Here is a 24,607-nt window from a genome sequence, read left to right as displayed (position 1 = left end):
CGGCCCGACCGCCGGGGCCGGGCCTCTCCGGGGCGCCGGGGCGCTCTGCTCGCCGGCTGCCGGGGTCCCGGTGGCCGGCGCCCTGTCCGCGGTGGTCACGCCGCCTCCTGCTCGGTGAGCTGGGAGAGCACGATCTCCCGGTAGGTCTCGTTGCCGGCCATCAGCTCGGTGTGGGTACCGGTGCCGACGACCCGGCCCTCGTCCAGGACGACGATCCGGTCGGCCCCCCGGATCGTGGCGACCCGCTGAGCGACGATCACCACCGTCGCGCGGTCGGTCTCCCGGGACAGCGCGGCCCGCAGCGCCGCGTCCGTCGCGTAGTCCAGCGCGGAGAAGGAGTCGTCGAAGAGGTAGATCTCGGGCCGGCGCACCAGCGCCCGCGCGATGGCCAGCCGCTGCCGCTGACCGCCGGAGACATTGCCGCCGCCCTGCGCGACGGGGGCCGCCAGCCCGCCCTCCATCCGCTCGACGAACTCCCGGGCCTGGGCGGTCTCCAGCGCCTGCCACAGCTCCTCGTCGGTGGCGTCCGGATTGCCGTAGCGCAGGTTGCTGGCGACGGTGCCGGAGAAGAGGTACGGCTTCTGCGGGACCAGGCCTATGGTCCGGGCCAGCGTCTCCTGGTCGAGGGTGCGGACGTCCTCGCCGTCCACCAGGACCGCGCCGCCGGTCGCGTCGAAGAGCCGCGGTACGAGGCCCAGCAGGGTCGACTTGCCCGAGCCCGTGGAGCCGATGACGGCAGTGGTCTCGCCGGGGCGGGCGATCAGCGAGATGTCCCTGAGAACCGGCTGCTCGGCACCGGGGAAGCGGAACTCGACGTTTCGCAGTTCCAGTTCGCCGTGCCGGCGCAGCGTGGTGACCGGGTGCTCGGGCGGGGTGACGCTGGAGTCGGTGGACAGCACCTCGTGGATGCGCTCGGCGCAGACCTCCGCGCGCGGCAGCATCATCACCATGAACGTCGCCATCATGATCGACATCAGGATGTACATGAGGTAGCTGAGGAAGGCCGTCAGCGCGCCGATCTCCATCTCGTCGGCGTCGATCCGCAGCCCGCCGAACCAGACGACGGCCACGCTGGAGAGGTTCACGATCAGCATGACCAGCGGGAACATCATCGACATCAGCCGGCCGGAGCGCAGCGACATGTCGAACAGATCGGTGTTGGCCCCGGCGAACCGCTCGCGCTCGTAGCCGTCACGGACGAAGGCGCGGATGACGCGGATGCCGGTGATCTGCTCGCGCAGGACACGGTTGACGGTGTCGATGCGCTGCTGCACCCCGCGGAAGAGCGGGCGCAGCCGGCGCACGATCAGGGAGATCAGCACCGCCAGGACGGGGACGATGACCAGCAGCAGACCGGACAGCGGCACGTCCTGGTTGAGCGCCATCAGCACGCCGCCGATGCACATGATCGGCGCCGTCACCATCATCGTGAACGTCATCAGCACCAGCATCTGGACCTGCTGGACGTCATTGGTGGTGCGGGTGATCAGCGACGGCGCCCCGAACGTGCCCATCTCCCGGGAGGAGAAGGACTGCACCCGGTCGAAGACCGCGGCGCGCAGGTCCCGGCCCAGCGCCATGGCCGTGCGGGCACCGAAGTAGACGGCACCGATCGCGCAGACGATCTGCAGCAGGGTGACGACGACCATGAAGCCGCCGGTGCCGAGGATGTAGCCCGTGTCCCCCTTCACGACGCCGTTGTCGATGATGTCGGCGTTGAGGGTGGGCAGGTAGAGGGTGGCGAGCGTCTGGATCAGCTGGAGCAGCACGATCAGGGAGATCGCGCGTCTGTGGGGCCGCAGATGTCCCCGTACAAGTCGGACCAACACACAGTGAGCCTAAGCGAACATGTGCCCACGGCAACCGAATTTCCCCGGTCTGCCCCGCTTGGACGGGCAGGCTTTGCCAGATGTTGCCGGAACCGGACGGGCCGCCGCGTACGCCATCATGGAGGCGGCAACGACGGGGCACCGGCCACCACCGGACGCCCCCGACCGACACGACGCACCGACGAACACGACGAAGAGGCCGCCGTGACAACAACTGGCACCGTGCGCTACTGGGCGGCGGCCAAGGCCGCCGCCGGCACGGCAGAGGAGCCGTACGCGGCGGCGACGCTCGCCGAGGCACTCGACGCGGCGCGGGCGGAGCACGCCGCGAACCCCGAGTTCGCCCGCGTGCTGCTGCGCTGCTCGTTCCTGGTGGACGGCGCGCCGGTCGGCACCCGCGACCACGGGACGGTGCCGCTGGCCGAGGGCGGGACCGTCGAGGTACTGCCGCCGTTCGCGGGAGGGTGAGCACACGATCATGAGCGACAACCAGCCGCAGCACCGCAATCCGTACCCGCCGCAGGACCCGTACGGCCGGCCGGACCCGTACGCGCCGCAGGATCCGTACGCCGCGCAGGACCCCTACGCCGCACAGCCGCAGCAGCCCGCGCCGGGCCCCTACGGCCGGCCGGCTCACGACCCGTCCGCGCAGCAGCCGGGGCACGACCCCTACGGGCAGCAGGCGTACGGGCAGCAGGCCGGGCACGACCCCTACGGGCAGCAGCAATACGGGCAGCAGGCGTACGGGCGCGAGCAGTACGGACGCGATCAGTACGGGCGGGAGACGTACGGACAGCAGCAGTACGGGCGCCGGCCCCAGCACGCACGGCCGCAGCCCCAGCAATCCCAGCAGCCGCAACCGCAGCAGCCCGCTCAGCCGCAGCAGCAGCCGCAGCCGCCCTACGGGCACGACGGCTACCGCATCCCGTCCGCGGAGACCTCGCAGCTGCCCAACCAGCACCAGAGCGCGCGGCCGGCCGAGGACCCCTACGGCCGGGCGCACCCCCAGCAGGCCGGGCCGGCGCCCGCCGCGCCCGCCGCGCCCGCGGCCAAGCCGCCGCTGCCCACCCCGCCGGTCTCCAGCGCCCCGCTCGCGGCCAACCAGCGGGCCCGCGCCGAGGGCCGCTCGCCGATCATCCCGCCCGGCATCCAGCCGGCCGCGCTGACCGCCGGGCTCGCGCTGCTGCTGGCGCTCACCGCGCCGCTGGGCCGCCCGGTGCTCGCCGTCCCGGTGGCGCTGCTGCAGGCCGTCACCGCCGCCGGCTGGTTCCGGCTGAACGGCATGTGGCCGGCCCGTCAGGGCATCGCGCTCGCCTTCCTCGGCGGTCTGACCACCGATGTCGCGCTGCTGGCCACCGACCGCGCCAGCGCGCCGCTGGTGGGCATCGGCACGCTGGGCGTCTGGTGCCTGCTCGTCCTCGTCCTCCAGCTGCGCAACCGCAGCAGCGCCGACGAGCGGATGTACGCGCTGACCGCGGGCCTGACCTCGACCGCGCTCGCGGTGCTCGCCGGCGGCCAGCTCGCCGCGAGCCCGCATGCGGTGGTGGTCGGCGCCGCCGGTGCCGCGGTGGCCACGCTCGCCCGCGCGCTGCCGCTGCCCGGCCCCGCCTCGATCGGGGCGGCACTGGTGGCCGCCGCGGGCGCCGGTATCGCGGCCGGCCAGCTCACCGGCCTCGGGGTGTCCGGGGCGCTGCTGGGCCTGGCGGCCGGCGGCTGCGCCCTGATCGGGCTGCGGGTGGCCAGCTACGACTACCCCTCCCGCTTCGTGCACCTGACGGCCGGGGTGGCCCTGCCGCTGGCCCTGGCCGCGCCCGCGGTCTACGTCCTGGGACGCACGCTGGGATAACCGCCACAGGAGGCGCACGTCCCGCGGAGTCCCCAGGATTCCCGGCGAAACGGAGCGGCGGCCGCCGGAAAGCGCACCCTGCGCCCTCCGGCGGCCGCCGCTCCCGCTTCCCGTTCGGCGTCGTCTAGGCTCCCCCGGAAACGCAGGCAGGGGGCCTGCCCGGACGAGTCGGCCGGTATCCCGGCCCAGGTGTGGGGGAAGTGGTTCGATGCGTGCACTTCGTGTGCTGCTGTTCGTCGTGGTCATACTCGGCGGGCTCTTCGTGGCGGCCGACCGGGTCGCGGTGAATCTCGCCGAGGACAAGGCCGCGGACAAGATCCGCAGCAGCCAGGGGCTCGACAAGACCCCGAACGTCGCCATCAAGGGATTCCCGTTCCTGACCCAGATCGCCGGCCGCAACCTCCAGGAGGTCGACGCCGACCTCGGGGGCATCGAGGCCCGCGCCCAGGGCCGCACGCTGCGCATCGACCAGCTGTCGGCGCAGTTCCACGAGGTCGCGCTGAACAGCGACTACACCTCCATCGAGAGCGCCGCCTGGGCGACCGGCAACGCCCGGATCAACTACGCCGACCTGACCCGGGCGGCGGGCGCCGATGTCAAGGTCACCTACGGCGGCCAGAAGAACGGCCGCAGCCAGGTCAAGATCTCGCCGAACATCCCGGTGCTCAGCCAGTTCGACGTGACCGGCTCCATTTCCGTCGTCCACGGTGACACCGTCCGGCTGCGGGCCGACGGGCTGCCCACGATGTGCAAGGTCCTCCCGGGCTGCGAGTCCAAGGTCCGCGCCCGGACCGACCACGACTGGAAGCTGGACCAGCTGCCCGGCAACCTGAAGCTGGAGAAGGTCGTGACGATGCCCGACGGCATCTCGATCTCCGCCTCCGGCAAGAACGTCAAGCTCCCCGGCTGACCGGCCGCCGCCGGCGGGCCGCCCCACCGGCCCGCCGCGCCGCGCGCGCCACCGCGCCGGCGCCCGGACCCACCCCGTCCAATCCCTGAGACACCCCGGTCCGTACGCCAGACCCCCCACCGGCGAACGGGCCCCGCGGCCCGCCGGATACCCGCCCGACGGGACCTCCCATCCCGCATTACGGACAATCGCGTCTCGCCATTCGACACGCCGGTGACACGCCCCGCTCCGCCTCCCTACGATCGGAGGCATGCAGAGCTCATTGAGCGGTCTCCGTCCACGGGGACGTGCGGTACTGACGAAGCGGCGGGCAGTAGACCTGTGCCGCGTCGCCGCCATGCTCTGTCGCCCTGTCTGACGGGCCTTCCCGCCCGTTTTCAGCCGGCCGGCCCCTCGGGCCGCCGTCCGCTCATCCCCGCACCGCGCCCGCCCGGACCACCCGCCCGGAGATCGTCCGCGCGCTCCCGGCGGATCCGCGTGCCACTCTGCCACCGCCCCCGCAACTGCCCCGGAGGAGAACACCATGAGCCGTAGCGACGTCCTCGTAGACGCCGACTGGGTCGAGGCCCACCTGGACGACCCGAAGGTCGTCCTCGTCGAGGTCGACGAGGACACCTCGGCCTACGACAAGAACCACATCAAGAACGCCGTCCGCATCGACTGGAAGCAGGACCTCCAGGACCCGGTGCGCCGTGACTTCGTGGACCAGGCGGGCTTCGAGAAGCTGCTCTCCGCCAAGGGCATCGGCAACGACGACACGGTCGTCCTCTACGGCGGCAACAACAACTGGTTCGCCTCCTACGCCTACTGGTACTTCAAGCTCTACGGCCACGGCAGCGTCAAGCTGCTCGACGGCGGCCGCAAGAAGTGGGAGCTGGACTCGCGCGACCTGGTCGACGGCTCCGAGGTCCCCCAGCGCCCGGCCACCGACTACAAGGCCAAGGCGCAGAACACCGCCATCCGCGCCTACCGGGACGACGTCGTCGCCGCGATCGACAACCTCAACCTGGTCGACGTGCGCTCCCCCGACGAGTTCAGCGGCAAGCTGCTCGCCCCGGCGCACCTCCCGCAGGAGCAGTCGCAGCGCCCCGGCCACGTGCCCAGCGCCCGCAACATCCCGTGGTCGAAGAACGCCAACGACGACGGCACCTTCAAGTCGGACGAGGAGCTCAAGGCCCTCTACGAGTCGGAGTCCGTGGACCTGGCCAAGGACACCATCGCCTACTGCCGCATCGGTGAGCGCTCCGCGCTCACCTGGTTCGTCCTGCACGAGCTGCTGGACCAGGCGAACGTCAAGAACTACGACGGCTCCTGGACCGAGTACGGCTCGCTGGTCGGCGTGCCGATCGAGGTCGGCGCCGCCAAGTAAGCCCGCAAGCTTCTCCCCAACCCCTCAAGGAAGTACCCCTATGTGTGGAGCACAGGCAGGCGGCCCGGACGCCTCGACCCTCAAGCCCGGCGAGACCACGATCCAGGGCAGCGTGACCCGCGACGGCGAGCCCGTCACCGGTTACGTCCGACTCCTGGACAGCACCGGCGAGTTCACCGCCGAGGTCCCCACCTCCGCGACCGGACAGTTCCGCTTCTACGCGGCCGAGGGCACCTGGACGCTGCGTGCGCTCGTCCCGGGCGGCACCGCGGACCGCACGGTCGTCGCCGAGAAGGGCGGCCTGGCGGAGGTCGCCATCGCCGTCTGACGGCACCGAAGGCCGGAAGGGCCGCACCCCCGGAGGTTTGGACGCCTTGATGCGGGGGTGCGGCCCTTTTGCCGTACCCGGTGGCGGACGGCCGCGCCCGCCCCGCTGCGGGTCCCGCGCCCGACTTCTGTCCGGCCCCGCGCGGACTTACCGTGGAGGCATGGACGCGCACCGCCGGTCGCCCGTACAGCGCCGCCATCTCAGGTACTTCGTCCTGATGGGCGTGTGCCTGGTGCTGTTCGTCCTCGCCTGGGGCGTGGTGCGGCTGTGGTCGGTGCCGGCGGCGGTGGGGATGTGCGTGGTCGCGATGGTGATCCCGCCGGTCGCGGCGATCATCGGCAATCGCCGGGAGCCCGGTGAGCGCTGGTGGGACGAGTCCGGGGACCCGGAGTCCGACCGCTGGTGGCGCGAGCTGGACGACCGGGGGGACGATCGGGGCGACGACAAGCACCCCCAGTAGGCCGGCCCGCGCCCGCGGGACTCAGTAGACCAGCGCCTGCACGTCGTCCGGCATGATCTCGCTGACGAACACCTGGGCACCGGCGATCCCGGCCCCCTCGATGAGGTCCTTCTGCTCGATGTCACGCCGGGCCGCGCACTGGGTGCAGACCGTGATGGCCCCGCCACCGGCCCGGATGCCGTCGATCAGCTCCGGCAGCGGCGCCGCGTGCGGCAGCTCGAACTCCGCCGCCCGGCCCGGCAGCGCGAACCAGACCGATTCCCCGGTCAGCCACAACGAGACCTCGACGCCGCTGGCGACCGCCACCGCCGCCACCGTGAACGCCTGCGAACACCGCTCGGGCGCGTCCGCGCCCGCCGTCACCTTGATCACGAGCTTCTTCGCCATGGGGCAAGAGTAGGCGCGAGGGGCGGGATGCGGGCGCACCCCGTGCTCTTCCGGAGCCCGGGGGAGGACCTCACAGCGCCGCTGTCGGTGCCGCCGACTAGACTCGCAGGCGGTCCGTTACCCCCTCGCCCGTTCAAGGAGCGCGCTCGTGCTTGAGGCATTCTTCACCACCCTGCTCGTTCTGGTCGCCGTCGGCGTGCTCGGATTCGCCGCGCTGACCTGGCAGAAGCTCTACCAGGGCCAGCGCTGACCGACCGCCGGCAGCCCCCCCGGCCGAGCACGCCCCGCGCGCCCCTTCCGCCCCCTTCTACAGATCGCCTGAGCGCTCATGATCGAGATCCCGTCCGACCTGAACCCGGCCCTGGTGCCGCTCGCCTTCCTCCTCGGCAAGTGGGAGGGCGCCGGCGTGGCCGACTTCCCCGGCTCCGAGAAGTGCAACTTCGGGCAGTCGGTCACCTTCACCCACGACGGCCGTGACTTCCTGGAGTACACCTCGCACAGCTGGGTGCTCGACGGTGAGGGCAAGAAGGTCCGCCCCCTGGAGACCGAGACCGGCTTCTGGCGCATCGACGCCCAGCGCAAGGTCGAGATCGTGATGTGCCGCGACCAGGGCCTGGTGGAGGTCTGGTACGGCGAGCTGGCGGACCAGAAGCCGCAGATCGACCTGGCCACCGACGCCGTCGCCCGCACCGCGGCCTCCGGCCCGTACAGCGGCGGCAAGCGCCTCTACGGCTACGTCAACAGCGATCTGATGTGGGTCGGCGAGAAGTCCACCCCGGACGTGCCGCTGCGGCCCTACATGTCGGCGCATCTGAAGAAGGTCGCCGACCTCCAGGAGTGGGCGCAGAGCCTGCCCGACGACACACCGGACGGCGTCTCCTTCTTCCGCCCGGACGGCACGCCCTACAACCCGTAAGCCCGCCGCAAGGAATCTTCGCCGTCCCGGGGTGGAGCACCTCATACTGGCGGTGTGGTGACCAAAGACTGGCAGAGCGACCTCCGCAGGCGCGGATACCGCCTGACCCCACAGCGTCAGCTCGTGCTGGAGGCCGTGGACAGGCTGGAGCACGCCACCCCGGACGACATCCTCACCGAGGTGCGCAAGACGGCGGGCGGGGTGAACATCTCCACCGTCTACCGGACCCTGGAGCTCCTGGAGGAGCTGGGCCTGGTCAGCCACGCCCACCTCGGGCACGGGGCGCCCACCTACCACCTCGCCGACCGCCACCACCACATCCACCTGGTGTGCCGGGACTGCACGGACGTCATCGAGGCGGACCTGTCGGTGGCCGAGCCGTTCACGAGGCAGCTGCGCGAACAGTTCGGCTTCGAGACGGACATGAAGCATTTCGCGATCTTCGGGCGCTGTGCCTCCTGCCGGGACAAGGCCGCCGAGGGGGACGGCTGAGGCAATCGCCGCCGAGTCGTAGGCTGGGCACATGCTGCGACAAACACCCGCCAGTCCCCTGCTGTCGCTGCCCGGCGCCGTCCCCGCCGAGGCCCCCGACGAAGGCGTCGCGGCGCACTACGGCGACCTCTTCCGTGAGCAGCGCGCGCTCGCCGACGGCTCCGGCTTCGTCGACCTCTCGCACCGCGGCGTGGTCACCGTCACCGGCGCCGAGCGGCTGAGCTGGCTGCACCTGCTGCTCACCCAGCACGTCAGCGACCTGTCGCCCGGTCATGCCACCGAGGCGCTGATCCTCTCCGCGCACGGCCACGTCGAGCACGCCGTCTCCATGGTCGACGACGGCGAGACGACCTGGATGCACACCGAACCGGGCACCCAGGAGGCGCTGATCGCCTACCTGGAGAGCATGAAGTTCTTCTACCGGGTCGAGGTCGCCGACCGCACCGACGAGTTCGCCGTCGTGTATCTGCCGGCCGGCTCCATCGCCGAGGTGCCCGAGCACACCGTCGTCCGCGAGACCCCGCACGGCCGCGACCTGTTCCTGCCGCGCGCCGGCCTGGAGGCCTTCGCCGCCGCCCACGGGCCGGCCATCGGCGTGCTGGCCCTGGAGGCGCTGCGCGTCGAGGCCCACCGCCCGCGGCTCGGCATGGAGACCGACCACCGCACCATCCCGCACGAGGTGGGCTGGATCGGCAGCGCGGTGCACCTCGAGAAGGGCTGCTACCGCGGCCAGGAGACCGTCGCCCGGGTCCACAACCTGGGGAAGCCGCCGCGCCGGCTGGTCTTCCTGCACCTGGACGGCAGCGAGGTCCATCTGCCGCCGCACGGCACCCCCGTACGCCTCGCCGCGGACGGCGAGGAGGGCCGCCAGCTCGGCTTCCTGACCACCTCGGCCCGCCATCACGAGCTGGGCCCGATCGCGCTCGCCCTGGTCAAGCGGAACGTCCCGGTGGACGCCCCGCTGATGGCCGGCGGCACCGCCGCGGCACAGGAGGTCGTCGTCGAGCCCTGAGCCGTCCGCCGCCGGCGGGGCTACACCTCGACCAGCACCGTGAACGGCCCGTCATTGGTCAGCGACACCTTCATGTCGGCCCCGAAGCGGCCGGTCTCCACCTGGGCGCCCAGCGCCCGCAGCCGGTCGACGACCTCGTCGACCAGCGGCTCGGCGACCGGCCCCGGGGCCGCGGCGTTCCAGGTGGGGCGGCGGCCCTTGCGGGCGTCACCGTAGAGAGTGAACTGGCTGATCACCAGGAGCGGCGCCGCGGTGTCCGAGCAGGACTTCTCGCCCTGCAGCAGCCGCACCGACCACAGCTTGCGGGCGAGCTGCGCCGCCTTCTCGGGGGTGTCGTCGTGCGTGACCCCCACCAGCACGCACAGCCCCTCACCGACGACCTCGCCGACCGTCTCGCCCGCCACCTCGACGCGTGCGCCGTCAATCCTCTGCACCACTGCTCGCATACCGCCATGATGCCGGGCGGCCCGCCCCGTTCGGACAGCAGTGCCCCTACGGGGGCCGTTCGGGTGCCATGCCCCTGCAGAAGGACCGCCCAGAGTGGCACGATGCGTGCACGTGGTGCGTTTCATGGACAACATGCCCAGGACGCGGCACCGGACGAGGGGACGGAACGATTCATGAGCACTCTCGGCGCCGGACAGACACCCGGTCCCGGACCAACCGCCCGCACGACACCGACCGGACGGACGACATCCACCGCCCCCACGCCGGACCCGGCCCGTCCGGCCCCCGGCACCCCACCACCCCCCACCGCCCTGACGACGACCACGACCTCGGCGCGTGCCGAGGCCCCCGGCACGGAGGACGGCCCCATGCTCCCGGCAGGCCCGCCGCAGCGCCCCCGCCCCCCGCAGCAGCTCGAACGCTTCCTTCCGGCCACGGCCCCCGACCTGTCCGGGCTGGGGCTGCCCGAGCTGCGGGTGGTGCGGCGCGATTCGCAGCAGGAGGAGGCCGATCTGAGCTATCTGCGGCGGCTGTTGCAGGGCCGGATCGACATCCTGCGGGCCGAGATCGCCCGCCGGACCACCCCGCACTCCCCGCTCCTCGACCGGCTCCCGGAGATCCTGACCGACCTGCCGTCGCGGCACCGCTCCTCGGCGCGGCACGTGACGCTGGGGACCCCGCACAGCGAGGAGTACCGCAGGCTGGCCGAGGAGATGCTCGGCGAGGTGGAGCTGTCCGACCTCACCGCGCGCACGGACCAGGAGCTGCACGAGGCGATGGGCCGGCTGATCCGCTACGAGCAGCAGGTCTCGCGCCGCCGCCAGTCGCTCCAGCGCACCACCGACGAGTGCAGCGCCGAAATCGCCCGCAGGTACCGTGAAGGCGAAGCCCAAGTAGACGACCTGCTGTCCTGACCGGCCACAAGCCTCCGGGGGCACGGGTCACTCCCGGAAGGCCACCGATGACCTCGCCCACTCCGATACCCGAGCCGACCCCGGGCTCCGCCGCGTCCCCGGTTTCGGGGGCGGCGGCGCCCCGCACGGCTCACCCCGTCCTCGCCGAGGTCGTCCGCTCCGGCTTCGTCGAGGGACTGCACCGCGGCTCGCTGGTGGTCCTCGCGGCCGACGGCAGCGTGGACCGGTCGCTGGGCGAGATCTCCGAGCCGGTCTTCCCGCGCTCGACGAACAAGCCGATGCAGGCCGCGGCGGTGCTGCGGGCGGGTTTGGACCTCTCCGGTGAGCGGCTGGCGCTGGCCGCCGCGAGCCACTCCGGCGAGCCGTTCCACCTCGCGCTGGTGCGGACCATGCTGGCCGAGCACGGGCTGACCGCCGACCAGCTCCAGACGCCGCCGGACCTGCCGCTGGACCCGGAGGAGGCGGAGGCCTACCTCGCCGCGGGCCACACCCGCGACCGCCTCACCATGAACTGCTCGGGCAAGCACACCGCCATGCTGGCCGCCTCCGCCCGCAACGGCTGGCCGCTCGCCTCGTACCTCGACCCGGACCATCCGCTCCAGCAGCTGGTGGCCGACGGGGTCCGCACCGCCGCCGGCGAGGACGTCGCCCACATCGGCACGGACGGCTGCGGCGCGCCCCTGCTCTCGCTCTCCCTGACCGGCCTGGCCCGCGCCTTCCGGCACTTCGTCCTGGCCGGGCCCGGCACCCCGGAGCGGCGGGTCGCGGACGCGATGCGCGCCCATCCCGAGTACGTCGCCGGCACCCGCCGCCCCGACACCTGGCTGATGCAGGCCCTCCCCGGCACGCTCGCCAAGATGGGCGCCGAGGCCGTGCAGGCACTGGCCCTGCCCGACGGCCGCGCCCTGGCCTTCAAGATCGACGACGGTGCCACCCGCACCCTGGGCCCGGTCCTCGCCCGCACCCTGCGCCTCATGGGCATCGACGCCCCCGTGCTCTCCCGCCTGGAGGACGCCCCGCTCCTCGGCGGCGGCGCCCGAGTCGGCGAGATCCGCGCCGCCTTCTGAGCGGCACGGCCGGGGGCCGGGCGGCGGACGGCCGTCGCCCGGCCCCCGACCGGTCCCGCCCGGCCCGTCCCTGCGAGGTGCATGTGCCCGGTGCCGCAACGGCGACGGCCTGCATAAGGTGGCGAGGACAGTGCACGTACGCAGCACCCACCACAGCAGGAGGCCGGCGACCATGAGCGACGCGAATTCCGAGCCGCAGGGGCCCGAGGCGATCGAGCACGCGCACGACCCCGAGGTCCTGCAGCTCGCGGCGAAGGTGTTCGACCTGGCGCGGCACGGTGACACCGACACCGTCGCCGCTTATGTGGACGCGGGCGTTCCCGCCAACCTGACGAACGACAAGGGCGACTCGCTGGTGATGCTGGCCGCGTACCACGGCCATCCGACCACCGTGGAGGCGCTGTTGCAGCGCGGCGCCGACGCCGACCGCCCCAACGACCGCGGCCAGACCCCGCTCGCCGGCGCCGTCTTCAAGGCCGAGGACGAGGTCGTCAAGGTCCTGGTGGCGCACGGCGCGGACCCGTCGGCGGGCACTCCCTCGGCGATCGACACGGCCCGGATGTTCGAGAAGACCGAGCTGCTGAAGCTGTTCGGGGCGGAGTGAGCCGGACCCGGCGGACGGGCCGGGGGACGGCACCAGGCGCACGGGGCAGGCCGGGCAACTGCCCGGCCTGCCCTCCCGTGTTTGACCTCAAGTTCGCTTGAGGTCCTAGCGTCGGGTCCCGACGGCACCCCGGCCGTCACCGACTCCCGCGCCGCCGCCCCCGCGCCGACCACGAAGGGCCCCGCATGTCCGAGCACCCCTACCGCCTCGCAGTGATCGTCGGCAGCACCCGGGAGGGCCGGTTCGCGCCCGTCATCGCGACCTGGTTCACCCGGCAGGCCGCCCGCCACCCGCATCTCGACGTCGACGTCATCGACCTCGACGAGGTCCGCCCATACACCCTCCGCCACGGCAGCCAGGAGTACGAGGCCTTCGCCAAGCGCGTGGACGAGGCGGACGCGTTCGTCGTGATCACCCCCGAGTACAACCACTCCTTCCCGGCCCCGCTCAAGCACGCCATCGACCTGCTGCACACCCAGTGGCAGGCCAAGCCGGTCGGCTTCGTCTCGTACGGCGGGATCTCCGGCGGTCTGCGCGCCGTGGAACAACTGCGGCTGGTCTTCGCCGAGTTGCACGCCACCACGGTCCGCGACTCGGTGAGCTTCGCCCTCGCCGGCAACCTCTTCGACGACGCCGGCGAACTGCGCGAACCGGCCGCCGCCACCCAGGCCGCCGACGCCCTGCTCCGCCAGCTGACCTGGTGGGCGGTGACCCTTCGCGAGGCACGCGCCACCCGGCCCTACGGGGGCTAGGGGGTGTCCGCAACAGGCGGCTCCCGCAGGCCCGTTGCGGGCGCTCTGGGAGGCTGCGTCCCCGCCGGGCGCCCGAGTCCGGGGATCAGCGCACCGCCGTCGCGACATGCATCCGCATCCCGCACGGAATGCGCCCGTCCGGCAGCGCCAGCGCCACCGACTCCGCCTCGAGACGGGCTCGCAGCTCCGCCATGGCGGAGGCTTCGAGCGGCCCGGCGTCGTAGTAGGCGGCCACGGTGCGCCAGACCTGCTCGGGCGGGCCGGTCAGGTCGATCGCCACCGTCTCCCATTCCGCCGGACCGAAACCGGCCGGACAGAACACCGCGTCGAAGCCTTCACGGGTGCGCAGCCGCCGGTCACCGAGGCGTGGGATCCGCTGCCCCTCGGGCACCGCGAGGAACAGCGGCTTCGCCAGCCGCAGAAACAGCTCGCAGGCCTCGCCGCCGGCCGCCCCGCCGCCCAGTACGGCGGTCAGCGTGCCGCCCGGCTCCAGCACGCGCGCCAGCTCCGCCGCGACCTGCTCCGCCTCCCCCATCAGCATCAGCGCCATGTGGGACACACAGCCGTCGAACCAGCCGTCCTGGAAGGGCAGTTGCTGCGCCCGTCCGACACGCAGGTCGGCCCGCCCGACGCCCGGGCGGCGGCGTGCCAGCGCCAGCTCCTCGGCGGACAGGTCGAGCCCGGCGAGCACCCGCGGGGCGCCCCCGTCCCGCGCGGCGAGGAGTTCGAGCAGCAGCCCGTCGCCGCACCCCAGATCCAGCACCCGCTCGCACCCCGCGACCCGGTCCCGCAGGATCCGGTAGCCGGAACGGCCGTCCTCGGCCCGCCCGTGCGCCATGGCCTGCGTCGTCACCGCGGGGTGCGCGGCGTGAAATGTCCGCAGAAACTCTTCCTGATCGGTCGTCATCCACCGATCCTAGGAGCCCTCCCCCGCCCCGGCCGCCCCGTGGCCGGAAGCCAACTCCCCGCCTCCGCAGCCGGGTTCTCATCCCGGCGAGGGGCGTTCCTGGAGCGCCCAGCCGTTGCCGTCCGGGTCGCTGAAGTAGACGAACGAGTTCCACGCGCCGCCGGGGCCGTCGACCATCGTCCCGTTCTCGACATGCTGGACGGGGCCGACCGCCACCCCCCGCTCGGCCAGCTCCGCACGGGCCGAGGCGATGTCGGGCACCACCAGTTGCAGCCCGCGCACCGACCCCGGCCGCGCTCCCGGGTCCTCGGCACCCGCGCCGAGGACGATCGAGCAGCCCGACCCCGGCGGCGTCAGCTGCACGATGCGGACCTCGCCGCCGACGCACATGTCGTGATCGACGGCGAAGCCCATCTGCTCGCTGTAGAAGCGCTTCGCCCGTTCCACATCGGCGACCGGAATCGGCACCAGTTCCAGCTTCCAGTCCATGGCGCGCCGTCCTTCCCTCCGGCCGGCGGCCCAGGAGCGACGGCCGTGGGCACCGGCTTGCCGCGCTGCAAAAAGTCTAGGCAGCGCGGCGCGGGCACGCGCGGGTGTGGCGGAGGGCGCACACCCCGTGGCGCGCGGTCACACCCCCGGCACGCCACCGCGCTCCCGCACCGCTCCCGCTCCCGCTCCGCGAGCCCGCGTCGGCGCCGCGCCACGCGCCACACCCCCGCCCGCGTGGCCTCAGCTCTCCACGAACGCGATGCTGACCTCGTCGTAGCGCGTCCCGGCGATCCGGCCGGCGGGGGCGGCGGCGTCGATCTCGGCGAGTTCCCCGGCGGTCAGCTCCAGGGCCAGGGCGCCGAGGTTCTCCTCCAGGTACTTCTGCCGGCGGGTGCCGGGGATCGGCACCACGTCGTCGCCGCGGTGCTGCACCCAGGCCAGCGCGAGCTGCCCGGCACTGACACCCTTCCGGGCGGCGATCTCGTCGAGCTTCTCCACGATGGCCAGGTTCTGCTCCAGGTTGCCGTCGGCGAAGCGCGGCTGGGTCCGACGCAGATCGGACTCCGGCAGCCCCTCCACGGAGGTGTAGCGCCCGGTCAGGAAGCCCCGGCCGAGCGGGGAGAACGGCACCAGGCCGATGCCGAGTTCACGGCACACCGGAGCGATCTCCCGCTCCAGATCCCGGGTCCACAGCGACCACTCGCTCTGCAGCGCGGCGATCGGGTGCACCGCGTGCGCCCGCCGGACGGTCGCGGCGCCCGCCTCGGACAGCCCGAGATGCCGCACCTTCCCGGCCGCGACGAGCTCGGCCATCGCCCCGACGGTCTCCTCGATCGGCACCTGCGGGTCGACGCGGTGCTGGTAGTAGAGGTCGATGTGGTCGACCCCGAGCCGCCGCAGTGACGCGTCACAGGCCGCCCGTACATAGGCGGCGTCACCCCGGATCGCCGTCGGCTCACCGAGCCGGTTGGCGAACCCGAACTTCGTCGCCAGCACCGCCTCGTCCCGCCGCCCGGCGACGGCCCGGCCGATCAACTCCTCGTTGTGGCCCGCCCCGTAGAAGTCGGAGGTGTCCAGCAGGGTGACTCCGAGGTCGAGCGCCCGGTTGATGGTCGCGATCGACTGCGCGTCGTCCGACGCGCCGTACCCGTGGCTCATCCCCATACAGCCGAGCCCCTGCGCGGAAACCGCCAGCCCGCCGAGGTGACGCGTCGGAATGCTGCTGGTGCTGGTCATGATGCTGCCTCCTGAATGCACATGGCGTACGACGAACGGACCCGGCCCACCCGGCAACCGGCGGCCACCCACCCCGTCACGGCCGACCCCCGGCCGTGAACCCCGCCCGTCGCCCCCGTTCCGGCCACCGCCCCGGATCCGCCCCGGACGCTACGAGTTGAAGCACACTCCAAGTCAACAGGGCGGCGGCGCGTCACCCGCTCGCCCACCCGGGCGCCGGTCGGCGCGTCACTGGTCGGCAGCCGTCTCCGCTATCGCCCGCAGGGCCTGGCAGTGCGCGGCGAAGGCCGCACGGCCGTCGGGCGTGAGAGCGAGCCAGGTGCGCGGGCGCTTGCCGACGTACCCCTTGGTGACGGCGACGTATCCGGCCTTCTCCAAGGTGGTGACCTGCCGCGACAGAACCGAGTCGCTCACCTCGACGGTGTCACGGACGAAGCCGAAATCGGCTTTGCCCGCAGCCGCCAGGGTCGCCACGATGGAGAAGCGAACGGGCGCGTGGATCACCTCGTCGAGCCCATGGCGCGGATGTATGCCGGGGTGTGAAGTGCTCACCGTCGGGCCTCCAAGTAGCCGCCTATCAGCCCGGGGAGGGCGACCAACAGCGCCCCGGGCACCCACCACGCCACGACGCCGGGGAACCGGATGAGGCCGACGGTCAGCACCCCTCCGTACAGCAGCCCCCAAGCGGTGATCAGACACGCCTGCCGTCGCTGGAAGCCCCACCGGGTGACGCGCTGCCGGGCGACGTACACGGACAGTCCGACGACGACGGCGATCCAGACGCCACAGCCGATGGCCACCCCGGACGGCCTGCTGATCAGACCGGTGCTGAGCAGCGTGAACGCAGTCGCGCTGCCGTAGATCACCTGATACCAGGCGTACCACCGCGTGCCGTCCCGCACGGTCGAGCGCAGCTCCTGCGCGCGGGCCAGTGCGGCCACCGCGTCCTTTGATGCGTACTCCGCCATATCGGTCCCCCCTGATCGCTGCCTTCACGAACCTGACTTCCGACTCCATCGTGACAAGCACTTTCCAATATGACAAGCACTTTCGATTCATAGAACCCGCCGCCTCCCGAGGGGTGCAGAGGGATGCCGACGGACCGCGGCCCAGCCTCACATGCCGAGGCCGGGATGCCTCAAGGCACCTCCCGGAGCCCGGGGTTGTCCCGGCTCCCCACTCAGGAGCCGCCGGAACCAGCGAAGTTGAAAGAGCGAGTGCTCCGGCGGCGGAAGGGCTCCGCACGGCCCGACGAGCCTGCGCGCCCGGCGCCCGCCCCCCCCCGTCTGCCCGTGCCGCCGCGCCCCAGGTCGGGTAATGTTGCACTCTCAGTAGTGGACCGACCCAGGAGGTGAGACCGATTCCCCGCCAGATCAGGCAGGTGCTCCCGGCTCACGTCCGCAGGTCCGCCCGACGCAGGTGACCGCTCGACACACGTGACCCGGGACGCGCCCTCGGCGCCCCGAAAGGCCCACATGTCGTCACCTCGCATGTCGTCGTCCCCGCTGTCGTCACCCCGCATATCGGTCGCTCCCGTGCGGTCCGAGCCGGTTTCGCCCCGGGCCGACGGCGCGGTACCCCTCTCCCGGCCCCTCTCCCGTGCCGGCGTCGTCGCCAGGCTGCGCGCCGCCGGGTGCGTGTTCGCGGAGGACGAGGCGGAGTTGCTGTGCTCGGCCGCGCGGACGGCGGACGGGCTCGCCGCCATGGTGGAGCGCCGTGTCCTCGGCATTCCCCTGGAACACGTCGTCGGCTGGGCGGAGTTCCACGGGCGGCGGGTCGCCGTCGATCCCGGCGTCTTCGTGCCGCGGCGCCGCACCGAATTCCTGGTGGACCAGGCCATCGGCCTGGGGCGCCGGTCGGCGGCGCGCACCGGCCGGCCCACCGTCGTCGTCGATCTGTGCTGCGGATCCGGCGCGGTCGGCGCCGTACTGGCCGCCGCCCTGGACCGGGTCGAGCTGTACGCGGCGGACATCGAGCCCGCCGCGGTGCGCTGCGCCCGCCGCACCATCGGGGCCGCCGGCGGCAAGGTCTTCGCCGGCGACCTCTTCGACGCGCTGCCCGCCGGTCTGCGGGGCCGTATCGACGTCCTGGTGGCGAACGTGCCCTACGTCCCGACCGAGGAGGTCGGGCTGCTGCCGCCGGAGGCCCGTGAGCACGAGCCGCTGGTCGCGCTGGACGGCGGCGCGGACGGGCTCGACGTGCTGCGGCGGGTGACCGCGGCCGCGCCCGGGTGGCTGGCGCCGCAGGGGCATCTGCTGGTCGAGACGAGCGAGCGGCAGGCGTCGCGGGCCGTCGAGGCCTTCACCCGCCACGGGCTGCTGCCCCGGGTGGCCGGCTCCGACGAGCTGCACGCCACGGTCGTCATCGGGACCCGGCCCGCCACCGGGGAAGGCACCCCGTAGCGGCCGCCCCGAACCGGGCGAGCGGTGACCCGAAGGGGCCCGGCCGATGACTTCGGGGCCGCCGGCCGGTCGTTACCGGTGGAAGAGGAAGGGAGATCCGCCATGCCGACCCACGGACCCGCACCGCAGCCCACGACCGCACTCGACGCCCGCTACAGCTCCGGCCTCAACCCCCGCCCGGGTGCCGCGGACGTCACCGCCACCGAGTGGGCCGAGGCCCGTCGCCACCTGGCGTCCGCCGAGATCTTCTGGGTGTCCACGGTGCGGCCGGACGGCCGGCTGCACGTCACTCCGGTGCTCGCCGCCTGGCACGACGGGGTGCTGTACTTCTCCACCGGCCCGGACGAGCAGAAGGCCCAAAACCTCGCCACTGACGGGCACTGCGCGCTGACCACCGGGCGGAACGCGCTGGCCGAAGGGCTCGACCTGGTCGTCGAGGGCACGGCGGAGCGGGTGGCCGATCCGGCGGTGCTGGACGAGGTGATCGCGGTCTACGAGGCGAAGTACGGGCCGCAGATCACCTCGCCCGAGGGCCCCTTCCACGGGCTCGGGGAAGCGCTCCGCACAGGGGGCGCGGTGCTGTTCGCCGTCGCCCCGGCCACGGCGTACGGCTTCGGTCGGGACGACGGCGTCTTCACGCACACACGGTGGGCGTTCTGAGCGGCCGGGCCGCAGGTGAGGGGCCCGGACGGGGCGAGCGGTTCAGGCGAGCCAGTCGGTGTAGCGGGTGGGGGCGAGGTGGGCGTCCGTGTCGGTGAGGACATCGCCCCGGACGGCGGCGAACATGCCGGCGGTGGGGTCGGTGACGACGGTGCGGTCGTCGCCCTTGTGGGCCAGAGTGAGGCGGCCCAGGTCGTCGAGGGGGAAGACCTCGGGGCCGGCGACCTTGTGAATGCCGCCCAGCGGCGGCCCCGCGGCGACCTCCGCCACCGCGTCGGCCACGTCCCCGGCCGCGATCGGCTGGATCGGGGTGGCGGGCAGCCGGACGGTGTCACCCTCGGCGGTCCAGGACAGCACCGCGTCCATGAACTCCATGAACTGCGTCGCGCGGACGATCGAGTACGGGACCGGCCCGGCCGCGAGGATCTCCTCCTGGAGCGCCTTGGCCCGGTAGTAGTCCAGCTCGGGCACCTGGTCCACGCCGATGATCGAGAGGATGACGAAGTGGCCGACACCCGCCTTGGCGGCCGCGGCCAGCAGGTTGTCCATGGAGGTCCGGAAGAAGGCCAGGGACGCGTCGTCGAAGGTCGGGGAGTTCGTCAGGTTGACGAGGACATCGGCCCCTGCCGCCGCCTCGTCCAGCCCCCGCCCGCTGAGCACATCGGTGCCGGTGGACTGCGCGTACGGCACCGCCTCGTGCCCCGCGGCGTTCAGCTTCCTGACGACCTGCGACCCGATCAGCCCGGTGCCGCCGATGACCGCGACCTTCATGTCATGCCTTTCGTCGGGGATTCGTCCGTCCTGTGACACATGATCCCCATACGGACGCCCGACGTGAGGCCTGAGCCGCGCATCCGGGCGACGGCCGCGGAACGGGCGACCGGACGGGCTCCCCGCGCGCTCGATGGCCGCCCGGAGCCCCTCCCCACCCCGTCGGACCACTTCTGCTAGCGCTTGCTTGCAAAAGTTAGCACCGGCAGGCACCATCGGGGTATGGCATCACTCAACGTCGGCAACCTCGGCGAGTTCCTGCGGGAGCAGCGGCGCACGGCGCGGCTGAGCCTGCGGCAGCTCGCGGATGCCGCCGGGGTGTCCAACCCGTACCTCAGCCAGATCGAGCGCGGCTTGCGCAAGCCGAGCGCGGAAATCCTCCAGCAGCTCGCCAAGGCGCTGCGGATATCCGCGGAGACGCTCTACGTCCAGGCCGGGATCCTGGACGAGCGGCACGGTCTGGACGGGGTCGAGGTGCAGACCGCGATACTCACCGACCCGGCGCTGAACGAGAGACAAAAGCAGGTCCTGCTGCAGATCTACGAGTCCTTCCGCAAGGAGAACGGGCTCGGCACCGCAGATCGGGACACCGCTGCGAGCGGGCCCGGGGTCGGGCGCGGTACGGACACCCCAGGCACAGAGGCCGACGGCGGCCCGCACGCCACCTGAGCAACCGATTCCGTTTCCAGGAGGAAAAACGTCATGGCCATCTCCGATGACCTCCGCAAGACCCTGACCGACGCCACCCCGCTGTACGCGCTGGCCGGCACCGTCGACCTGGCGGCCGAGAAGCTCGGCGAGGTGCCGCAGCTCGTCGAGAAGATCCGCGCCGAGGCGCCCAAGCACTTCGACTCCGTGCGCAGCACCGACCCCAAGGACGTCCAGGCCCTGGTCAGCAAGCAGGCCAAGGACGCCCAGGAGCGGCTGTCCGAGCTGCTGGGCTCGCTGGACGGCGACATCAAGAAGGTCCGCGACCAGGCGCAGGAGCTGGCGCTGCAGGGCGTGGGCCGCGCCGCCGAGGCCGTCGTGCGGGCCCGTGAGGGCTACGAGGAGCTGGCCGAGCGCGGCCGCGGCGCGGTGGCGACCTGGCGCGGCGAGGCCGCCGACCAGGTCGAGGACCTCGCGGTGGCGATCGAGCCGGAGCCGGCGCCGAAGCCCGCGTCCAAGACCGCCCCGAAGCCCGCGGCCACCAACGGGGCCAAGGCACAGTCCAAGGCCACCCCGGCGACCCAGCCCAAGCCCGCCGCACCGAAGAAGCCGGTCGCGCAGCGCAAGCCGGCGCCGGTGAAGAAGAGCACGCCGCCGTCCGCGAAGTGAGCGCGCTGTGACGTCACTCACTCTTCGGTGAGGGCGCCATTTGCGGGGCCGGGCCGGGCACCCTTCGGGTGCCCGGCCCGTTGTCCGGGTACGGTGGGGCGGCACGGGCGGCAAACGGCCGTGCCGGACCGGGACGAACACGACTGGCGAACGGGCGGTGGACGGCGTGCTGATTAACGGGTTCCAGAGCATTCTGAGCTGGGTGCAGCTCGCCCTGGGCGTCTACGCCGCCGTGATGCTGATCGATGCCGCCGTGCGCCGCGAGGACGCCTACCGCGCCGCGAGCAAGCAGACCAAGGGCATGTGGCTGATCTTCCTCGCGCTGGCCACGGCGCTGCTGTTCATTCTCCCGATCATGTCGTTCCTGCCGGTCATCGGCGTGATCGCGGTGATCGTCTACACCGTTGACGTGCGGCCCGCGCTCCGGGAGGTCTCCGGTGGCGGCAGCGGCCCGCGCCGCGGGGGCTCCAGCTCGGACGGGCCGTACGGCCCCTTCAACGGCGGGCGCTGAGCCCGCCCGGCCGGGCCCCTGCGGGACCCCGGCCGCTCCGCCGCGCCGGCACCGGATCCCGCCCGGTGCGTCAGCTCCGGTCCAGCAGCAGCACGGCCACGTCGTCCGTCAGCTCGCCGCCGTTGAGATCGCGTACTTCCCTGACCGAGGCGTCCAGCAGCTCCTCGCCGCTGAGACCGGCCGCCATCTTGCGGCTGACCAGCTCGGTCATGCCCTCCTGGCCGAGGCGCTGGTTGCCCACCCCGATGCGGCCCTCGATCAGCCCGTCGGTGTACATCATCAGGCTCCAGGAGCCGCCCAGTTCGACCTGCCGGCGCGGCCAGCGGGCGTGCGGCAGCAGGCCGAGCGCCGGGCCGCCGAATTCGTAGGGCAGCAGCCGCGGGCTCTCGCCGGCCCGGGCCAGCAGCGGTGCGGGGTGGCCGGCCAGGCACAGCCCGGCGCGGCGGCCGTCCGCGGAGATGTCGACGGTGCACAGCGTCGCGAAGATCTCGTCGTCCGCGCGCTCGTGCTCCAGCACCTTCTGGAGGGTGGCGAGCAGTTCGTCACCGGACAGCCCGGCGAAGGTCAGCGCCCGCCAGGCGATGCGCAGCTCGACGCCGAGGGCGGCCTCGTCGGGGCCGTGGCCGCAGACGTCGCCGATCATCGCGTGGACGGTGCCGTCCGGGGTGCGGACGGTGTCGTAGAAGTCGCCGCCGAGCAGCGCGCGGCTGCGGCCGGGGCGGTAGCAGGCGGCGAAGCGCAGATCGGAGCCGTCGAGCAGGGGCGTGGGCAGCAGGCCCCGCTCCAGCCGGGCGTTCTCCTGGGCGAGCATCCGCGACTCGGTGAGCTGGCGCTGGGCCAGGTCGGCGCGTTTGCGTTCGACGGCGTAGCGGACCGCGCGGCTGAGCACCGCGCCGTCCAGTTCGTCACGGAAAAGGTAGTCCTGGGCGCCGACGCGCACGGCGTCGGCGGCGCGCTCGGCATCCGTCTCGTAGGTCAGGACGAGGACGGCGTGCGAGGGCGCGAGCCGCAGGACGTCGCGCAGCACGCCCAGTTCGTCCCCCTCGGCGGCGTGCCCGGCGTCCCGCTCCGCGCGGCCCTCGGGGGCCTGGGGGGACAGGTCGAGCAGGATGCAGTGCACATCGTCGGTGAGCAGCCGCGCGGCCTCGGTGAGGTTGCGGGCGGTCCGCAGGCGCACCTTGCGGCCCGCCCAGTCCCACATCTCGGGGACGTGACTGTTGGGGTCCTCGCCGATGAGGAGCAGGGTCAGGCCGTGGTGGGTCGTTCCATGGTCGGCTGAAAGTCGACGGTCGGCCGACTGCGGGAGGGCGGGCTCACGGGAGCCCTGTGCCGCCGGCCGGTCCTCCTGGCCCGCGTCGGGGGCGGGGGCGCGGACGCCCTGGGCCGTCGCGTCCCCCGCGCCCGGCGCCTGGGCGACCCGCGCGGTCTCCGCGCAGGCGTCGTCCACCGGTCCTGCCTGGTGCGGCAGCACGACCGTCCGCTGGTGCGGTACGGGTACGGGCATCGGTCTGCTTCCTTCCCTCCCCCCGAGGGGTGCGGCGGGGCACCGACGGTGCACCACCGTGCCCGGGTCCCGTGGTCCATCGGTCGAATGGAACGGGTGGCACCGGGCACTGACAGGCGACCATAGCGTCAGTACGGAGTGGGATGGAATGCCCGGCGGCAATCGGCCATCGTCATATGCCGCGACCGATAAGCCATTTGACCTGGAGAGGGTGGAATGCGGAATGACGAACATCACCCCGCTTGAGTGCATTCAGCAACGCGACGACAACCCTCAGAGAGCAAACAAACAGGTCATTTATCGCCGGGTGTGAGCCGCGCCATCTTCTCCGGCATCACCGTCGGGGCGGACGACACCGAGGATCGGCATCGAACCGGCACCGGTGATCGTCACCTGCCGGCCGGGGCGCGGCGCATGCACAATCGCGCCGTCACCGAGATACATCCCGACATGACTGGCATCGGAGAAATAAATAATCAGATCGCCCGGCCGCATGTCCTTCAGGGCGACCCGGGGCAGTTGCCGCCACTGTTCCTGTGAGGTCCGCGGAATCGTGCGGCCGGCGGCCTGCCACGACCGCAGGGTCAGGCCGGAACAGTCGAAGGTGTCCGGTCCCTCCGCGCCCCACACATAGTCCTTGCCGATCTGCGCGGTGGCGTACGAAATCGCCTTCTTGCCGTCGGCCGAGGCCTTGTTGCTGATGTCTTTGAGGATGCCGGAGTCGAGCCACTTCTGCTGCTGCTGGAAGGCCTGCGCGTCCTCCAGCTTCTTCAGCCGGTCCTTTTCCCTGGCGGCCAGCCGGGATTCCAGCTGCTTTGCCTCATCGATCTGTTTCTTGATGTCCCGCTGAGCGCTTTCCTTCTTCTTGCGGTTCGCCTCCAGCTTCTCCCAGCGGTCCGTGGCGGAGTCCGAATACCGCTGCAAGTCGCCTTTGAGATGCGCCAGTTGACTGACCACTCGCTTTGCGGCGAGCTGTCCCTTACGGGCCAGGGTGGCGTTGTCGAGAAAGCCCGCCGGATCGGCGTTGAGCATCAGCTTCGCCTCGGCGGGCAGCCCGCCGCCGCGATACTGGGCGCTGGCCAGCGCGCCCGCCTGCCGCTTGAGTGCGGACAGTTTGTGCTGGGTGGTATCGATGGTGCGCGCCAGCTGGACGATTTCCTTCTGCTGGACGTCGACCTGTTCCTTGGCGGCGTTATAGGCGTCGGTGGCCTGCTCGGCCTTGCGGTACAGGGCGTCGATCTTCTTGCGCACCTCGTCGAGGTGGCGCGCCTCGGCGTCCGCGGGCTTCACCGGGTCCGCGGCCGGGCTCCTGCGGGCCTCGGCGTGGGCGGTCGCCGCCATGCCGCCGAGCAGGCCCGTCACGCACAGGACGACGGCGGTGCACGCCCTCAGCCGGCCGCCCCGCCCGCCCCGTACGCGCGGAGCTCCCGGAACATCCCGCACGTCCTGCCGTGCCCCCTGGCTCCCCACCAGCCAC

Annotated in this window: 30 protein-coding genes; 19 read left to right on the top strand and 11 right to left on the bottom strand. The window is 72.5% G+C overall.

Annotated elements, in window-relative coordinates:
• Positions 1 to 95 precede the first annotated feature (95 nt).
• The gene (locus tag ACQP17_RS21135) at positions 96 to 1,829 is read right to left on the bottom strand and encodes an ABC transporter ATP-binding protein (RefSeq protein WP_433857675.1); all 1,734 of its coding nucleotides are present in this window, start codon (positions 1,827 to 1,829) and stop codon (positions 96 to 98) included.
• A gap of 222 nt (positions 1,830 to 2,051) precedes the next feature.
• On the opposite strand from ACQP17_RS21135, the gene ACQP17_RS21130 reads away from it, so the two are divergent.
• The 7 genes from ACQP17_RS21130 (at position 2,052) to ACQP17_RS21100 (ending at position 6,742) form a co-directional block, all read left to right on the top strand.
• Positions 2,052 to 2,297, top strand: coding sequence for a MoaD/ThiS family protein (locus ACQP17_RS21130; protein WP_433859959.1), 246 nt, complete (start codon positions 2,052 to 2,054; stop codon positions 2,295 to 2,297).
• A 10-nt stretch (positions 2,298 to 2,307) separates the two neighbouring features.
• Positions 2,308 to 3,675, top strand: a complete 1,368-nt coding sequence (locus tag ACQP17_RS21125; RefSeq protein ID WP_433857674.1) for a hypothetical protein — start codon at positions 2,308 to 2,310, stop codon at positions 3,673 to 3,675.
• Between the two features lie 208 nt (positions 3,676 to 3,883).
• Positions 3,884 to 4,585 carry an LmeA family phospholipid-binding protein gene (locus ACQP17_RS21120; RefSeq protein ID WP_433857673.1) on the top strand — a complete coding sequence of 234 codons (702 nt, stop codon included), beginning with the start codon at positions 3,884 to 3,886 and terminating at the stop codon, positions 4,583 to 4,585.
• Positions 4,586 to 4,835: 250 nt separating this feature from the next.
• Entirely contained in the window at positions 4,836 to 4,943 is a 108-nt protein-coding gene (locus tag ACQP17_RS21115; protein ID WP_350252853.1) for a putative leader peptide, read from the top strand.
• Positions 4,944 to 5,108: 165 nt separating this feature from the next.
• The gene (locus ACQP17_RS21110) at positions 5,109 to 5,954 is read left to right on the top strand and encodes a sulfurtransferase (protein WP_433857672.1); all 846 of its coding nucleotides are present in this window, start codon (positions 5,109 to 5,111) and stop codon (positions 5,952 to 5,954) included.
• 40 nt (positions 5,955 to 5,994) lie between these two features.
• Positions 5,995 to 6,282 (top strand): DUF1416 domain-containing protein, encoded by a 288-nt coding sequence (locus ACQP17_RS21105; protein ID WP_189101324.1) that lies wholly within the window; start codon positions 5,995 to 5,997, stop codon positions 6,280 to 6,282.
• Positions 6,283 to 6,442: 160 nt separating this feature from the next.
• Complete coding sequence (locus ACQP17_RS21100; protein WP_364879437.1) at positions 6,443 to 6,742, top strand: DUF3099 domain-containing protein; 300 nt, start codon at positions 6,443 to 6,445, stop codon at positions 6,740 to 6,742.
• 21 nt (positions 6,743 to 6,763) lie between these two features.
• On the opposite strand, the gene ACQP17_RS21095 is transcribed toward ACQP17_RS21100, so the two are convergent.
• A complete protein-coding gene (locus tag ACQP17_RS21095; RefSeq protein WP_033266312.1) occupies positions 6,764 to 7,129 on the bottom strand; it encodes a DsrE family protein in 366 nt (121 codons plus the stop codon).
• Positions 7,130 to 7,457: 328 nt separating this feature from the next.
• Between ACQP17_RS21095 and ACQP17_RS21090 the strand changes: the two genes are divergently transcribed.
• From ACQP17_RS21090 to ACQP17_RS21080, 3 genes are read left to right on the top strand one after another with little or no spacing between them, the layout of a single operon-like run.
• Positions 7,458 to 8,045 carry an FABP family protein gene (locus ACQP17_RS21090; RefSeq protein ID WP_364879439.1) on the top strand — a complete coding sequence of 196 codons (588 nt, stop codon included), beginning with the start codon at positions 7,458 to 7,460 and terminating at the stop codon, positions 8,043 to 8,045.
• A 54-nt stretch (positions 8,046 to 8,099) separates the two neighbouring features.
• Positions 8,100 to 8,537: a Fur family transcriptional regulator gene (locus ACQP17_RS21085; protein WP_433857671.1), complete on the top strand. Its 438-nt coding sequence runs from the start codon at positions 8,100 to 8,102 to the stop codon at positions 8,535 to 8,537.
• A gap of 31 nt (positions 8,538 to 8,568) precedes the next feature.
• A complete protein-coding gene (locus ACQP17_RS21080) occupies positions 8,569 to 9,549 on the top strand; it encodes a YgfZ/GcvT domain-containing protein (protein ID WP_433857670.1) in 981 nt (326 codons plus the stop codon).
• Between the two features lie 20 nt (positions 9,550 to 9,569).
• Here ACQP17_RS21080 and dtd read toward each other — a convergent pair whose 3' ends face one another.
• Entirely contained in the window at positions 9,570 to 9,995 is a 426-nt protein-coding gene (gene dtd / locus ACQP17_RS21075; RefSeq protein ID WP_433857669.1) for a D-aminoacyl-tRNA deacylase, read from the bottom strand.
• A gap of 174 nt (positions 9,996 to 10,169) precedes the next feature.
• Here dtd and ACQP17_RS21070 point away from each other — a divergent pair, with 174 nt between their 5' ends.
• The 4 genes from ACQP17_RS21070 (at position 10,170) to ACQP17_RS21055 (ending at position 13,333) form a co-directional block, all read left to right on the top strand.
• Positions 10,170 to 10,910 carry an RsiG family protein gene (locus ACQP17_RS21070; RefSeq protein ID WP_433857668.1) on the top strand — a complete coding sequence of 247 codons (741 nt, stop codon included), beginning with the start codon at positions 10,170 to 10,172 and terminating at the stop codon, positions 10,908 to 10,910.
• Between the two features lie 47 nt (positions 10,911 to 10,957).
• A complete protein-coding gene (locus ACQP17_RS21065; protein ID WP_433857667.1) occupies positions 10,958 to 11,977 on the top strand; it encodes an asparaginase in 1,020 nt (339 codons plus the stop codon).
• 172 nt (positions 11,978 to 12,149) lie between these two features.
• Positions 12,150 to 12,581 carry an ankyrin repeat domain-containing protein gene (locus ACQP17_RS21060; protein ID WP_364879451.1) on the top strand — a complete coding sequence of 144 codons (432 nt, stop codon included), beginning with the start codon at positions 12,150 to 12,152 and terminating at the stop codon, positions 12,579 to 12,581.
• 185 nt (positions 12,582 to 12,766) lie between these two features.
• The gene (locus tag ACQP17_RS21055) at positions 12,767 to 13,333 is read left to right on the top strand and encodes an NADPH-dependent FMN reductase (RefSeq protein WP_433857666.1); all 567 of its coding nucleotides are present in this window, start codon (positions 12,767 to 12,769) and stop codon (positions 13,331 to 13,333) included.
• A gap of 85 nt (positions 13,334 to 13,418) precedes the next feature.
• Here the strand turns inward: ACQP17_RS21055 and ACQP17_RS21050 are convergent, their stop codons facing one another.
• The 5 genes from ACQP17_RS21050 to ACQP17_RS21030 all read right to left on the bottom strand — a co-directional run bounded on the left by ACQP17_RS21050 (position 13,419) and on the right by ACQP17_RS21030 (position 16,933).
• Positions 13,419 to 14,240: a class I SAM-dependent methyltransferase gene (locus ACQP17_RS21050; protein WP_433857665.1), complete on the bottom strand. Its 822-nt coding sequence runs from the start codon at positions 14,238 to 14,240 to the stop codon at positions 13,419 to 13,421.
• Between the two features lie 78 nt (positions 14,241 to 14,318).
• On the bottom strand, positions 14,319 to 14,729 hold the full coding sequence (locus ACQP17_RS21045) for a VOC family protein (protein WP_433857664.1): 411 nt from the start codon (positions 14,727 to 14,729) through the stop codon (positions 14,319 to 14,321).
• A gap of 240 nt (positions 14,730 to 14,969) precedes the next feature.
• Entirely contained in the window at positions 14,970 to 15,965 is a 996-nt protein-coding gene (locus ACQP17_RS21040; RefSeq protein WP_433857663.1) for an aldo/keto reductase, read from the bottom strand.
• A gap of 228 nt (positions 15,966 to 16,193) precedes the next feature.
• Positions 16,194 to 16,517 (bottom strand): winged helix-turn-helix domain-containing protein, encoded by a 324-nt coding sequence (locus tag ACQP17_RS21035; protein WP_433857662.1) that lies wholly within the window; start codon positions 16,515 to 16,517, stop codon positions 16,194 to 16,196.
• Positions 16,514 to 16,933 carry a hypothetical protein gene (locus ACQP17_RS21030; RefSeq protein ID WP_433857661.1) on the bottom strand — a complete coding sequence of 140 codons (420 nt, stop codon included), beginning with the start codon at positions 16,931 to 16,933 and terminating at the stop codon, positions 16,514 to 16,516. The genes ACQP17_RS21035 and ACQP17_RS21030 overlap by 4 nt, the downstream gene beginning before the upstream one ends.
• 522 nt (positions 16,934 to 17,455) lie before the next feature.
• On the opposite strand from ACQP17_RS21030, the gene ACQP17_RS21025 reads away from it, so the two are divergent.
• Positions 17,456 to 18,367 carry a putative protein N(5)-glutamine methyltransferase gene (locus ACQP17_RS21025; RefSeq protein WP_433857660.1) on the top strand — a complete coding sequence of 304 codons (912 nt, stop codon included), beginning with the start codon at positions 17,456 to 17,458 and terminating at the stop codon, positions 18,365 to 18,367.
• Positions 18,368 to 18,469: 102 nt separating this feature from the next.
• Positions 18,470 to 19,027, top strand: a complete 558-nt coding sequence (locus tag ACQP17_RS21020; protein ID WP_433857659.1) for a pyridoxamine 5'-phosphate oxidase family protein — start codon at positions 18,470 to 18,472, stop codon at positions 19,025 to 19,027.
• Between the two features lie 42 nt (positions 19,028 to 19,069).
• Here the strand turns inward: ACQP17_RS21020 and ACQP17_RS21015 are convergent, their stop codons facing one another.
• On the bottom strand, positions 19,070 to 19,798 hold the full coding sequence (locus tag ACQP17_RS21015; RefSeq protein ID WP_433857658.1) for an SDR family oxidoreductase: 729 nt from the start codon (positions 19,796 to 19,798) through the stop codon (positions 19,070 to 19,072).
• 222 nt (positions 19,799 to 20,020) lie between these two features.
• Between ACQP17_RS21015 and ACQP17_RS21010 the strand changes: the two genes are divergently transcribed.
• From ACQP17_RS21010 to ACQP17_RS21000, 3 genes are all read left to right on the top strand, one after another.
• Entirely contained in the window at positions 20,021 to 20,467 is a 447-nt protein-coding gene (locus ACQP17_RS21010) for a helix-turn-helix domain-containing protein (RefSeq protein WP_189104141.1), read from the top strand.
• A 33-nt stretch (positions 20,468 to 20,500) separates the two neighbouring features.
• Positions 20,501 to 21,115, top strand: a complete 615-nt coding sequence (locus ACQP17_RS21005; protein ID WP_433857657.1) for a hypothetical protein — start codon at positions 20,501 to 20,503, stop codon at positions 21,113 to 21,115.
• Positions 21,116 to 21,281: 166 nt separating this feature from the next.
• Positions 21,282 to 21,626 carry a DUF2516 family protein gene (locus tag ACQP17_RS21000; RefSeq protein ID WP_433857656.1) on the top strand — a complete coding sequence of 115 codons (345 nt, stop codon included), beginning with the start codon at positions 21,282 to 21,284 and terminating at the stop codon, positions 21,624 to 21,626.
• 70 nt (positions 21,627 to 21,696) lie between these two features.
• Here the strand turns inward: ACQP17_RS21000 and ACQP17_RS20995 are convergent, their stop codons facing one another.
• A complete protein-coding gene (locus ACQP17_RS20995) occupies positions 21,697 to 23,130 on the bottom strand; it encodes a PP2C family protein-serine/threonine phosphatase (RefSeq protein ID WP_433857655.1) in 1,434 nt (477 codons plus the stop codon).
• Between the two features lie 297 nt (positions 23,131 to 23,427).
• Complete coding sequence (locus ACQP17_RS20990) at positions 23,428 to 24,471, bottom strand: NlpC/P60 family protein (protein ID WP_433859958.1); 1,044 nt, start codon at positions 24,469 to 24,471, stop codon at positions 23,428 to 23,430.
• Between the last annotated feature and the right edge of the window lie 136 nt (positions 24,472 to 24,607).

Origin of the sequence: Streptomyces kronopolitis, assembly GCF_050953795.1 — a bacterium.
In the GTDB taxonomy this organism is placed as follows: domain Bacteria; phylum Actinomycetota; class Actinomycetes; order Streptomycetales; family Streptomycetaceae; genus Streptomyces; species Streptomyces kronopolitis_A.
Note: the sequence above shows the minus strand (reverse complement) of the source record. Positions and strands in the feature narration are given on the sequence as shown.

Excerpts from the sequence above, each read along its gene's own strand:
- ACQP17_RS21125 (WP_433857674.1), top strand. The coding sequence starts at position 2,308 with ATGAGCGACAACCAGCCGCAGCACCGCAATCCGTACCCGCCGCAGGAC.
- ACQP17_RS21120 (WP_433857673.1), top strand. The coding sequence starts at position 3,884 with ATGCGTGCACTTCGTGTGCTGCTGTTCGTCGTGGTCATACTCGGCGGG.
- ACQP17_RS21115 (WP_350252853.1), top strand. The coding sequence starts at position 4,836 with ATGCAGAGCTCATTGAGCGGTCTCCGTCCACGGGGACGTGCGGTACTG.
- ACQP17_RS21110 (WP_433857672.1), top strand. The coding sequence starts at position 5,109 with ATGAGCCGTAGCGACGTCCTCGTAGACGCCGACTGGGTCGAGGCCCAC.
- ACQP17_RS21105 (WP_189101324.1), top strand. The coding sequence starts at position 5,995 with ATGTGTGGAGCACAGGCAGGCGGCCCGGACGCCTCGACCCTCAAGCCC.
- ACQP17_RS21100 (WP_364879437.1), top strand. The coding sequence starts at position 6,443 with ATGGACGCGCACCGCCGGTCGCCCGTACAGCGCCGCCATCTCAGGTAC.
- ACQP17_RS21095 (WP_033266312.1), bottom strand. The coding sequence starts at position 7,129 with ATGGCGAAGAAGCTCGTGATCAAGGTGACGGCGGGCGCGGACGCGCCC.
- ACQP17_RS21090 (WP_364879439.1), top strand. The coding sequence starts at position 7,458 with ATGATCGAGATCCCGTCCGACCTGAACCCGGCCCTGGTGCCGCTCGCC.
- ACQP17_RS21080 (WP_433857670.1), top strand. The coding sequence starts at position 8,569 with ATGCTGCGACAAACACCCGCCAGTCCCCTGCTGTCGCTGCCCGGCGCC.
- dtd (WP_433857669.1), bottom strand. The coding sequence starts at position 9,995 with ATGCGAGCAGTGGTGCAGAGGATTGACGGCGCACGCGTCGAGGTGGCG.
- ACQP17_RS21070 (WP_433857668.1), top strand. The coding sequence starts at position 10,170 with ATGAGCACTCTCGGCGCCGGACAGACACCCGGTCCCGGACCAACCGCC.
- ACQP17_RS21065 (WP_433857667.1), top strand. The coding sequence starts at position 10,958 with ATGACCTCGCCCACTCCGATACCCGAGCCGACCCCGGGCTCCGCCGCG.
- ACQP17_RS21060 (WP_364879451.1), top strand. The coding sequence starts at position 12,150 with ATGAGCGACGCGAATTCCGAGCCGCAGGGGCCCGAGGCGATCGAGCAC.
- ACQP17_RS21055 (WP_433857666.1), top strand. The coding sequence starts at position 12,767 with ATGTCCGAGCACCCCTACCGCCTCGCAGTGATCGTCGGCAGCACCCGG.
- ACQP17_RS21050 (WP_433857665.1), bottom strand. The coding sequence starts at position 14,240 with ATGACGACCGATCAGGAAGAGTTTCTGCGGACATTTCACGCCGCGCAC.
- ACQP17_RS21045 (WP_433857664.1), bottom strand. The coding sequence starts at position 14,729 with ATGGACTGGAAGCTGGAACTGGTGCCGATTCCGGTCGCCGATGTGGAA.
- ACQP17_RS21040 (WP_433857663.1), bottom strand. The coding sequence starts at position 15,965 with ATGACCAGCACCAGCAGCATTCCGACGCGTCACCTCGGCGGGCTGGCG.
- ACQP17_RS21030 (WP_433857661.1), bottom strand. The coding sequence starts at position 16,933 with ATGGCGGAGTACGCATCAAAGGACGCGGTGGCCGCACTGGCCCGCGCG.
- ACQP17_RS21025 (WP_433857660.1), top strand. The coding sequence starts at position 17,456 with ATGTCGTCGTCCCCGCTGTCGTCACCCCGCATATCGGTCGCTCCCGTG.
- ACQP17_RS21020 (WP_433857659.1), top strand. The coding sequence starts at position 18,470 with ATGCCGACCCACGGACCCGCACCGCAGCCCACGACCGCACTCGACGCC.
- ACQP17_RS21015 (WP_433857658.1), bottom strand. The coding sequence starts at position 19,798 with ATGAAGGTCGCGGTCATCGGCGGCACCGGGCTGATCGGGTCGCAGGTC.
- ACQP17_RS21010 (WP_189104141.1), top strand. The coding sequence starts at position 20,021 with ATGGCATCACTCAACGTCGGCAACCTCGGCGAGTTCCTGCGGGAGCAG.
- ACQP17_RS21005 (WP_433857657.1), top strand. The coding sequence starts at position 20,501 with ATGGCCATCTCCGATGACCTCCGCAAGACCCTGACCGACGCCACCCCG.
- ACQP17_RS20995 (WP_433857655.1), bottom strand. The coding sequence starts at position 23,130 with ATGCCCGTACCCGTACCGCACCAGCGGACGGTCGTGCTGCCGCACCAG.
- ACQP17_RS20990 (WP_433859958.1), bottom strand. The coding sequence starts at position 24,471 with ATGGCGGCGACCGCCCACGCCGAGGCCCGCAGGAGCCCGGCCGCGGAC.